This window comes from Streptomyces hilarionis (assembly GCF_024539675.1).
GTDB lineage: Bacteria > Actinomycetota > Actinomycetes > Streptomycetales > Streptomycetaceae > Streptomyces > Streptomyces hilarionis.
The window spans coordinates 70,812-81,135 of record NZ_JAHHIT010000051.1 but is presented as its reverse complement, the minus strand read 5'-3'; the positions used below and the strand labels follow the sequence as shown (position 1 = coordinate 81,135).

The window sequence follows — 10,324 nt, the reverse complement described above, 5'->3', positions numbered from 1 at the left end:
TAGACACCTCCACCACACCGGAGGTCTTCGCCATGATCAAGACCTACCGAGTGTCAACAACGCTCGTGATCAATACACCTAGGCCGCCGCCCCCGGACGCCGCTCTCCCTGACGAGTCGGCGCCGGCCCGACGGAGCAGGCCCGGACCGCCGTCGTGCGGAGCGGGCCGATCCGTCCGGCCGGCGTCGGAGGGCGTCGGACGGCGGGAGTCACGCTCCGTCAGTCGTCGTCGCCCCGGCCGCCCTGGGCACTCTTGGCGCTCTTGGAGAAGCCGTCCTTCCAGGCGGCCTTGGCGCCGGAGTCCCCGATCCGGTACACGTCGACCATCGCTCCCGCGGCCACCCCGAGGCAGAGCACCGCCGTCACGACCCGGACGGCCGTCGCGGAGCGCGTCGCGACGGGCCGAGCGCGCTCCCCGCCCTCGGCCTGTGCCGGCGCCGACCTGCGCGCCGTCCACCAGACCAGCGTCGCCAGCAGCAACAGGCCCACGGCCCAGGGAAGCAGACCGTCGCCGAGTTCGGCGTGCCTGCGTACCAGGGCGTTGCTGTCCACGTGCTCCTCGAGCCACTCTCCGGCCCCCGTGGCCAGGGGCACGCTGACCAGCGTCGCCAACGCGAGCAAGGGCAGCAACAGGCCCATGCGGCGCGCCGCGCCCGGCCATATCGCGCCGACCACCACGGCCAGTGCGCTCAGCGGCACGAGCACGATGACGAAGTGCACGATCAGGACGTGTGCGGGCAGACCGTTGACGACGGTGAGACTCATCGGGTGCTTCCTCCAGAAGGTGACCGTGCGGAGCCGACGCGCGCACGGTCTCCCCGTGGCGGCCGGTACGGCGCGTCAGCCTGGCACAGGAAGTTCTCAGCTTCTTCTGAATCCGCCGCCCGGCGGATCGCGCCGGGCCGGCGGCGGAACAGGCTCGTCCGACGCGGGGCGCGCCCCGGCAGCCGCGCCGTCCCGGCGTGCGGGCCCGGACGCCACCGCGTCCCCTTCCCCGCTCCCTCTCTCCCCCCGGCCCTCCCGTCCGCGGAGGGGACCAACGGCCCCTGCCGTCGGCGCCGGCGCGCGCGCAGGCTGGAAGAGGGGCCGTCGCAGTCGGAACCCTCGTCCGGAAGGCGGGTGTCGGCCATGAACGCCCAGGCCACGAGCGGGGCCGAGGAGAGGCGGGTGCTGGTCGTGGAGGACGACCGCGGCATCGCGGAGTCCCTGGTGCGCGGGCTGCGGCAGGCCGGATACGTCGTCGACGGCGTCCGGACCGGGCGGGCGGCGCTGTCGGCGTCCAGTCCCGACGTCGTCCTGCTCGATCTCGGGCTGCCCGACATGGACGGCGTCGACGTGTGCCGACGGCTGCGGGCCCGGTCGGACGCCGTGATCATCGCGGTGACCGCCCGGGGCGAGGAGGCGGACCGGGTGGTGGCCCTGGACGAGGGGGCCGACGACTACCTGGTCAAGCCGTTCGGACTGGCGGAGCTGCTCGCCCGGATCCGGGCCGTGCTGCGCCGCAGACGCCCGGCCGGGCCGGAGATCCTGCGGCACGGGCCCCTGGAACTGGACCTGCGCACCCGCCAGGTCTCCGTGGACGGCCGGACCGTGGCGCTGACGCCCAAGGAGTTCGGCATCCTGAAGTGCCTGGCCGCCGACCCCGGCCGGGTGGTGAGCAGGCAGCAGATCCTGGACCGGGCCTGGGACGCGCACTGGTACGGCCCCACCAAGGTGCTGGACGTCCATGTCGCGGCGCTGCGCCGCAAGCTCGGCGTGGCGGGGCTGATCGAGACCGTCTACGGGCACGGGTTCCGGCTCGGGGCGGCCGGGGACCCGCCGTGACCCGCCGGATCACCTGGACCCTCCTGGTCCTGACGGCGGTGCTGCTGGTGCTGGCCGTGGTTCCGCTGGCGGTGTCCCTGACGGCCCGGGAGCGGGTGGCCTTCCGCGACAACCAGCGGGCCGCGACCCGGGTGATCGCCGCCGCGGCCGAGGAGCACCTCTCCGACCACGGGCCGCCGGCCGCGATGCGTAACGAGCTGGCCGCGGCTGCCCGCTCGGGCGACTGCGCCGCCGTCTACGACGCCTCCGGCCGCCTGGTCGCCGGTACGCCCTGTGCCGCGGCCCAGGGGGGCGAGACCGGCGAGCTGGTGAGGAAGGTTCTGGCGGGGCACGAGCCCGCGGGGCCGGAGGACGAGGGCCGCCTGCTGACCGCGGAACCCGCCGGTGAGATCCACCGGCCCGTCGGCGCCGTCGTCCTCGCCCGGTCCGCGACTGCGCTGCACGCCCGTGTCACCGCGATCTGGGGCTGGTCCGCCGCGATCGGCGTGGCGGGCCTCGCCGCTTCCGTGTTCCTGTCCGCCCGTCTCGCACGCTGGGTGAGCCGCCCGTTGTCCACGCTGGACTCGACGGCCCGGCGGCTCGGCGAGGGCGCTCTGGACGAGCGGGCCGACGTCGACGGCGGACCGCCCGAGGTCCGTCGCCTGGCCGCCACGCTCAACACCATGGCGGCCCGCACGGAGGCCCTGGTGCACGGGCACCGGGCCGTGATCGCGGACGTGTCCCACCAGCTGCGCACCCCGCTGACCGCCCTGCGGCTGCGACTCGACGTGCTCTCCGCCGGGGCGGAGGGCGACACCGCCGCCGAGCTGGCCGCCGCCCAGCAGGAGGTCGCCCGGCTGTCCCGGCTGGTCGACGGGCTGCTGGCGGTGGCGCGCGCCGAGCAGGCCACTCCGCGGCCGGGCGCCGTGCGGGTCGGCGAGGTGGTGGCCGAGCGGGTGGCCGCCTGGTCGCCCGTGGCCGAGGAGCGCGGCGTCCGGCTGGCCGCGCCCCCGGGGCCCGCGTCGACCGCCGCGCTGGGCGCGGGTCACCTGGAGCAGATCCTCGACAACCTGATCGCCAACGCCGTGGAGGCCGTTCCCGGCGGAGGAAGCGTGACGGTCGCCCTTCGGGGGGCCAGGGACTCGTGCAGCGTGCGGGTGATCGACGACGGTCCCGGGATGTCCGACGAAGCGAAGGAGGTCGCCTTCCGCCGGTTCGGCAACGCCGAGGCCCGGGGCACCGGCCTGGGGCTCGCCATCGTCCACCGGCTGGTCACCGTGAACGGCGGCACGGCACGGCTGGAGGACACGCCCGGCGGCGGTCTGACCGTCGTCCTCGATCTGCCGCTGTGGCCGCACTGAGGCCGCGAGGAGGCCGGGAATCACGTCCCGGAGATCTTTACCGGTTCTGAAGAGGTCGTGAGCGAGTTCCCGTGTGCCGTCGGCACAGCCTGGAGGTGCACGCAGCCGAACCGGGCCGCCGATCCACCAGGAGCCGCTGCCATGCCCCCCACGCCCGCCGACTTCGAACCCGGCTTCCCTCCCCCGCGTTCCCCGCAGACGCGTGACCGCGCCCTGCGCAGGGTCCGCCGCCTCACCCGGTGGATCGCCGTCGCCTCCGTCGCGGGCGCGGCGGCCCTGGGCGGCCTGTACACCCACCTGCTGCCGGGCGGTTCCGCCGCTCCGGCGCCGACAGTCGGCCCCGTACCCGGGCACACGGCTTCCTCCTCCACCGCCACGGGAGACGACGACCGCGAGCACGGACCGGGCGCCGGGGCCGGCGGTCAGGAGGACGACGAGGGCGAGGGCGGGGGCTCGACCCCGGCCGCGCCGCCCACGCCGTCGGCCCCGCCCGCGCCGCCCACCGCGACCCGGCAACCGCCGCACGCGACGACGGGGGCGTCATGACCGGCACCACGGCGACGCCGTCTCCCGCCCGAATCGCCTTCCCGGCCCTCGGCACCACGGCCGTGCTGCTCGTGACCGACCCGCGCGCCCTGCCCGTCGCGGAGGCGGTCCTGCGCGCCGAGCTGACCGCCGTCGACCTCACGTGCAGCCGGTTCCGCCCCGACTCCGAGCTCACCCGGGTGAACCTCGACGCGGGCGCCCGGACGATGGTCAGCCCGCGCTTCGCCGAGGCCCTCCAGGCCGCGCTCCGGGCCGCACGGCTCACCGCGGGCGCCGTGGACCCGACCGTAGGAAACGCCGTGATCGCGCTCGGCTACGACCGTACCTTCGCCTCCCTGCGCCCCGACGACGCACGCCCCGTCCCCGTCGGCCGCCCCGCCGCCGGCTGGCGGCTGATCGACTTCGACGCCCGCACCCGCCGCCTGCGCATGCCCCCGCACACGCGACTCGACCTGGGCGCCACCGCCAAGGCCCTCACCTCCGACCGCGCCGCCGAACGCGCCGCCCGGGCCACCGGCTGCGGGGTCCTGGTCAGCCTCGGCGGGGACCTCTCGACAGCCGGGCCCGCCCCCGAGGGCGGCTGGCGCATCGCCCTCGCGGACGATCACTCGGCCGCAGTGCACGGTCCGGCCGTCGCCGTGACCGAAGGCGCACTGGCCACGTCCGGCGTCGGCGTGCGCACCTGGCGGCGCGCCGGACGCACCCTGCACCACATCGTCGACCCGGCCACCGGGGAACCCGCCCCCGCCGTCTGGCGGACGGTGACGGTCGCGGCCGCCGCCTGCGTCGACGCCAACACCGCCGGCACAGCCGCGATCGTCCTCGGCGACGGGGCCCTCGACTGGCTGCGCTCCACCGCCCTGCCTGCCCGTCTGGTGCGCGTGGACGGCACCGTCGTACGCCTCGGCGGCTGGCCGCCCGACGCTCCCCCGGCGACCACCGGAGGCTCGCGATGACCGCCCTGGCACTGACCGGCAGTCCCCTGTGGTACGCCAGCCGGGCGAGCGGCACCCTCGGCCTGCTCCTGCTCACCGCCACCGTGGTGCTCGGCGTCGCCTCCGGCGTGCGGGCCGCGCCGCGTGCCGTCGGCCGGTTCGGGATCGGACGACTGCACCGCGATCTCTCCCTGCTCACCCTGGTGTTCCTCGCCGTGCACGTCGTGACCGCCGTCCTCGATCCGTTCGTGCATCTGCGGTGGGCGGTGTCCGTGCTGCCGTTCGCGGCGTCCTACCGCCCCCTGTGGCTCGGGCTGGGCACGACCGCGCTCGACCTGTTGCTCGCGGTGCTGGTCACCAGCGCGCTGCGGACCCGGCTGGGAGCCCGGCGCTGGAAGGCGGCGCACTGGCTTGCGTACGCTGCGTGGCCGCTCGCCCTCTTCCACGGCGTCGGCACGGGCACCGACACCCGCCTCCCGCTGCAATTGTGGCTCTACGCCGGGTGTCTGGCCTCGGTGGTCGGGGCCGTGTGGTGGCGGCTGGCGAAGGCCGGCCCGGGGCGGGTCGCCGCCCGCCTGGCGGCCGCCGCGACCGCGACCGCCGTTCCCGTCGTGCTGACCGCGTTCCTCGCCACCGGGCCCCTCCAGCCCGGCTGGTCCCACCGGGCCGCCACGGCGACGCTCCTCCTCGGGGGTGGACGGTGAACTCCTCGGCCACGACCCCGCAGCCGCCGACCCCGCACCCGCCCTGCCGGCCCGCACCCGCGCCGCACGGCCCCACCGCCCCCAGACTTCTGGCGGCCTGGTACGCCACCGGGCGATCGGCCACCCTGGCCGATCACCTGGAGCGCCACGGTCCGTCGCCCGTCGAACGGGTCCTCACCGGCGGCGGCTCGACGTCACTGGTGGCAGCCGTCGAGGCGGCGGGACTCACCGGCCGCGGCGGCGCCGGCTTCCCCACGGCCCGCAAGCTGAGCGCCGTCGCGCGACGGCACGGGCGCGCCGTGGTCGTCGTCAACGCCATGGAGAGCGAGCCTGCCAGCGGCAAGGACCGGTTCCTGCTCGCCGTGGCCCCCCACCTCGTCCTCGACGGGGCCGTCCTCGCCGCGGCCGCGGTCGGCGGCGACACCGTGCACGTGTGCCTGCCCCGCGACCGCTCGATCCGGCACGAGCAGCTCGGCGCGGCGGTCGAGGAGCGCCGACGCGCCCGCCTCGATCCCGTACGGCTGTGTCTGCACGCCCTGCCGCACGCCTACGTCTCCAGCGAGTCGACCGCGCTCGTGCGCTGGCTCAACGGGGGCCCCGCACGCCCCGGGGGCGGCCCGCCGCGCTCCCACGAACGTGGGGTCGCCCGCCGCCCCACCCTGGTGCACAACGCCGAGACACTCGCCCATCTCGCCCTCGTCGCCCGCTACGGATCCGACTGGTTCCGGCAGGCGGGCACCCCGGACGAGCCCGGCACCACCCTCGTCACCGTCTCCGGCGCCGTCGCCGCCCCCGGTGTGCGGGAGGTCGCTCTCGGCACACCGCTCACGACGGTGCTGGACCGTTGCGGAGGGCCCACGGAACCCCTCGCCGCGGTCCTGCTCGGCGGGTTCGCCGGCGCCTGGCTCCCCGCGGCCGACCTGGGCACGCCCTTCACGCGGGGCGACCTGGCCCCCCTGGGCGCCGCGCCCGGCGCGGGCGTGCTCGTCGCGCTCGCCCGCTCGGCCTGCGGGCTGACCGAGACGGCCCGGATGCTGGCCTACCTGGCCGCCCACAGCGCCGGCCAGTGCGGCCCCTGCCGCCTCGGACTGCCCGCCGTGGCCGAGGACTTCGCCGCGCTGGCCGCCGGACGGGCGGACGCGGACCTGACGGCGCGGCTGCGCCGCCGCACCGCCCTGCTGCCGGACCGGGGCGCCTGCCGCCACCCGGACGGCGCGGCCCGCCTGGCCGCCTCCGCCCTGCGCGCGTTCCGCGACGACGTCGAACGGCACCTCGACGGCGACGCCTGCCCCGCGGCCCGGCAGGCGCCCCGCGTCCCCGTACCGCCCGCCGCACCCCCGGAGACATGGCGATGACCCGCACCCGGACCCTGCGCATCGACCGCATCGCCTGCACGGGCCACGGTCTGTGCGCCGAGCTGCTCCCCGAACTGATCGACCTCGACGAGTGGGGCTACCCGATCGTCGTGGACCCGGCCGTGCCCGGCGGGCTGCGCGCCCACGCCCGCCGGGCCGTCGCCGCCTGCCCCCGTCTGGCGCTGCACACCGACGACGGCCCGCTGCCGGGTGCGACGTCCTCATGAGCCGGGGTCGGGGTCCGGCCGGCCGGGCCGAGCCGACTCGGTCTCGGACAGCACGAGCGTGCAGGTCTCGCCGGGAGCGAGGGTGACGGCCCGGTCCGGAAGCATCACGCGGATCGACGACTCCTCCGAGGCGGGGACGCCGATCCGCAGGCTCCCCCGCCGACGCCGGACGGACACGCCCCAGTGGCCGCGGTAGCGCAGCGAGAACCCGTACGCGGAGAGCGCCGGCAGGGGCACGGGGTCGAGCCACAGGGCGTCCTCGCGCGTCTCCAGCCCCGTCAGCCCGCGCTGCACCAGGTCGAGGGTTCCGGCCATCGCTCCGAGATGGACGCCCTCGCCGGTCGTGCCGCCCTGGACGTCGGCGATGTCGGCCTCCAGCGCCTCCTGGATGTACTGCCAGGCCCCGCCGCGTCGGGCCTTGGCGAGCACCAGGCCGTGGACCAGGCCGCTGAGGGTGGAGCCGTGGCTGGTGCGCCGGAGGTAGTAGTCGACGGTCCTGCGCCAGACCTCGTCCTCCAGCTCGTATCCGAGACGCCGGAACAGGTCCCGCAGTTCGGCCGGTGAGAAGAGATAGCCGAGCATCAGGACGTCGGCCTGTTTGGACGCCTTGTAGCGGTTGACCGTGTCGCCCTCCGCCTCCAGGATCCGGTCCAGCCGCCGGATGCTGTCGTAGCGCGCCCGGTAGGCGTCCCAGTCGAGTTCGGCGAGGTCGTCGTAGCCCGCGAACTGGCTGATGACGCCCTGGTGGAAGGGCACCGTCAGGCGGCGGGAGACCTCCTCCCACCTCGGGAAGGCGTCGCCGTGCAGCCCGATGCGGTCGAGCAGTTCGTCGCGGCGCCACACGGGCAGGCGCTCCACGAGGTCCAGGGCACGGGCGAGGACCCAGGCGGCCGTGACATTGGTGTACGCGTTGTCGTCGAGCCCCGGCCGGGCGGCGCCCGGATAGGCGTCGTGGTACTCGTCGGGGCCGACGACGCCCCGGATGCGGTAGCGGCCCGTCGTGGGATCCAGGACCGCGAGATCCGCCCAGAAGCGGGCGATCTGCACCAGCATCTCCGCGCCCTTGGTGTGCAGGAACTCGGTGTCCCCGGTCGCCTCGCAGTACTGCCAGACGTTGTAGGCGACGGCCGAGTTCACGTGGTGCTGGAGCCGGGAGTGGTCCGGCAGCCAGCGTCCGGAGCGGGGGTTGAGATGCCGTTCCTGGGTCTCCTCCCGCCCGTCGCTGCCGCTCTGCCACGGGTACATCGCTCCCCGCCGGCCGATCGCGGCGGCGGAGCGGCAGGCCCGCGCGAGACGCCGGTGACGGTAGTCCAGCAGGGCCCGGGAGACCTCGGGGAAGTGCAGGTTGAGGTAGGGCAGGACGAACAGCTCGTCCCAGAAGACGTGGCCCCGGTAGGCCTCGCCGTGCAGTCCCCGGGCCGGTACGCCCACGTCCAGGTCGGCGGTGTGCGGCGACAGCGTCTGCAGAACGTGGAAGAGGTGCAGGCGCAGGACGCGGCCCGCTCTGCCGGGCACCTCGATGTCCGCTCGCCGCCACAACCGCTCCCAGGCGGCTGCATGGCCGCCCAGCAGGGCCGGAAAGTCCCCCGCCGCCGACACCCGGTCGAGGACCGCCCCGAGCGGGTCGCTGATCGCCGTGTCCCGCGAGGTGTGCAGCGCCACGGTCTTCTCCACCGTCACGGGCCGGCCGGGAGTCAGGGGAACCACCAGGCGGTGGACGGCTCGGCGGCGGGCGGGACGCAGCTCCGACGAGGCGGGCGGCCGGCCCCCGACGACCGTCCTGGCGGCCATCGCGACACCGATGTCCGAGGTCCTGGTCCGGCAGGTCAGCCAGATCGTCCCGGGCTCTCGCGCCCCGGTGCGCACCTGGACGACATGGCGGCCGTCGAGGGCGCGGTAGCGGTGCACGTTGCCGTTGCTCACCTGGCCGTCGAGGCCGGACTCGATCTCGATCTCGCCCGACCAGTTCTCGGCCGTGAACACCGTCCGCAGGGCGGCCAGATGAGGATCGGCCATGTGCACGAGGCGGATCTGCTCGACGTCCAGGACGCGCCCCTCGTCGTCGCGGATCCGGAAGGTTCGCGTCAGCGTGCCCCGACGCAGGTCCAGGACGTGGCGGTGGCCGGTCGGCTGCCACACGTCGGGGGAGAACCACGGGCCCGCGCTGTGGTCCGCGGGGCGGAGGCGGAATCGCAGGAGGAGCCAGTTCGGGAGGTTCACCATGTCCTCGTTGGCCACCCGGCGCCCCGCCACGGTCGACTCCAGGCGGTCGTAGACCCCGGCCGCGTAGGTGGCCGGGTAGTGCGTCAGGCCCGCCCGGCACTCGGGCACCGCGCCCCGCGTGGCGAAGTAGCCGTTGCCGAGCGTGCACAGGGCTTCGCGCAACTGCTCGGCCGCGGGGTCGTACCCCTCGTACTCCCACGTCCAGTGCGACATTCGACCCCTGCCCCTCTCCCCGCCACCACGCGTCCCCGCCACCACGCGCGAGGACTCAGGCCGGCTGCGGGACGACGGCCACGGGGCACGAGGAGTGGTGCAGCAGGACGTGGACGACCCGGCCGAACTGCAGACCGAAGTGGCCGTGCCTGCGCGGCGCGCCCACCACGATCAGGTCGGCGCCGGCCGACGCGTCCAGGAGGACGCGGTGCGCGGGGCCCTCGACCGCTTCACGGTGCACGTCGGCCCGGGGACGGCCGGCTTCGTCGCGCAGGGCGTCGCCGATGAGGGCGGCGGCCTGTTCCTCGTAGGCGGACGCGGCGTCGTCCGCGACCGGGGGCCGGCCCCCGTGGGCGGGGCGGCGCCAGGCGCGCACCGCGCGCAGTGCGCAGCCGCGCGCCTCGGCCTCCCGCAGGGCGAACCGTACGGCGGCCGAGCCGTCGGCGGAGTCCGCGACGCCGACCACGATCCGGCCGTGGGAACCCTGCCGGCTCGGCTCGTCGCCGCGGACGACGAAGACCGGGCAGGCGGCACGGGCGGCCACCGCCAGGCTGACCGATCCGAGGAGCAGCCCGAGCGTCCCGCTGCGGCCGCGGGAGCCCGTGACCAGGGCGAAGGACGCGGGGGCGGCGTCCAGCAACGCGGACGCCGCGTCGTCGGGCAGCACCTCGCCCGAGACCTTCAGCTCCGGGTCGCGCAGCCGGGCGCGCTCGGCGCTCGACGCGATGATGTGGTCCGCCATGACCACCTCGGACGGGCGGCCCGAGGTGAAGGACGGGCGGCCTCCCTCGTAGCGCTCCCAGCGGGAGGCGTGGAGGAGCCGCAGCGGCGCGTGGTGGCGTGCCGCCTCGTCCACCGCCCAGTCCACGGCCTCCAGGCTGGAATCCGAGCCGTCGACGCCGACGACCAGCGGGAGTTCCATGGTTCCCACCGCCTTCCTGTCAGGACATGGCGAGA

At 75.8% G+C, this 10,324-nt stretch carries 10 protein-coding genes; 7 read left to right on the top strand and 3 right to left on the bottom strand.

The window, feature by feature from the left end:
• Positions 1-219: 219 nt before the first annotated feature.
• Entirely contained in the window at positions 220-765 is a 546-nt protein-coding gene (locus tag KMS84_RS13005) for a DUF2231 domain-containing protein (protein WP_256916337.1), read from the bottom strand.
• A 363-nt stretch (positions 766-1,128) separates the two neighbouring features.
• On the opposite strand from KMS84_RS13005, the gene KMS84_RS13000 reads away from it, so the two are divergent.
• The 7 genes from KMS84_RS13000 (at position 1,129) to KMS84_RS12970 (ending at position 6,931) form a co-directional block, all read left to right on the top strand.
• Entirely contained in the window at positions 1,129-1,824 is a 696-nt protein-coding gene (locus KMS84_RS13000) for a response regulator transcription factor (protein WP_256916336.1), read from the top strand.
• A complete protein-coding gene (locus KMS84_RS12995; protein ID WP_256916335.1) occupies positions 1,821-3,164 on the top strand; it encodes a sensor histidine kinase in 1,344 nt (447 codons plus the stop codon). The genes KMS84_RS13000 and KMS84_RS12995 overlap by 4 nt, the downstream gene beginning before the upstream one ends.
• Before the next feature lie 141 nt (positions 3,165-3,305).
• Positions 3,306-3,710: a hypothetical protein gene (locus KMS84_RS12990; protein WP_256916334.1), complete on the top strand. Its 405-nt coding sequence runs from the start codon at positions 3,306-3,308 to the stop codon at positions 3,708-3,710.
• Entirely contained in the window at positions 3,707-4,666 is a 960-nt protein-coding gene (locus KMS84_RS12985; protein WP_256916333.1) for an FAD:protein FMN transferase, read from the top strand. The genes KMS84_RS12990 and KMS84_RS12985 overlap by 4 nt, the downstream gene beginning before the upstream one ends.
• On the top strand, positions 4,663-5,349 hold the full coding sequence (locus tag KMS84_RS12980; protein ID WP_256916332.1) for a ferric reductase-like transmembrane domain-containing protein: 687 nt from the start codon (positions 4,663-4,665) through the stop codon (positions 5,347-5,349). Before KMS84_RS12985 ends, KMS84_RS12980 begins: the two co-directional genes overlap by 4 nt.
• Entirely contained in the window at positions 5,346-6,704 is a 1,359-nt protein-coding gene (locus KMS84_RS12975; RefSeq protein WP_256916331.1) for an NADH-ubiquinone oxidoreductase-F iron-sulfur binding region domain-containing protein, read from the top strand. Before KMS84_RS12980 ends, KMS84_RS12975 begins: the two co-directional genes overlap by 4 nt.
• Positions 6,701-6,931 carry a ferredoxin gene (locus tag KMS84_RS12970; RefSeq protein WP_256916330.1) on the top strand — a complete coding sequence of 77 codons (231 nt, stop codon included), beginning with the start codon at positions 6,701-6,703 and terminating at the stop codon, positions 6,929-6,931. Before KMS84_RS12975 ends, KMS84_RS12970 begins: the two co-directional genes overlap by 4 nt.
• On the opposite strand, the gene KMS84_RS12965 is transcribed toward KMS84_RS12970, so the two are convergent.
• Both KMS84_RS12965 and KMS84_RS12960 read right to left on the bottom strand, forming a co-directional pair.
• The gene (locus KMS84_RS12965) at positions 6,926-9,367 is read right to left on the bottom strand and encodes a glycoside hydrolase family 65 protein (RefSeq protein WP_256916329.1); all 2,442 of its coding nucleotides are present in this window, start codon (positions 9,365-9,367) and stop codon (positions 6,926-6,928) included. The two genes, KMS84_RS12970 and KMS84_RS12965, sit on opposite strands and share 6 nt — an antisense overlap.
• A gap of 55 nt (positions 9,368-9,422) precedes the next feature.
• Positions 9,423-10,289, bottom strand: a complete 867-nt coding sequence (locus KMS84_RS12960) for a universal stress protein (RefSeq protein WP_256916328.1) — start codon at positions 10,287-10,289, stop codon at positions 9,423-9,425.
• Between the last annotated feature and the right edge of the window lie 35 nt (positions 10,290-10,324).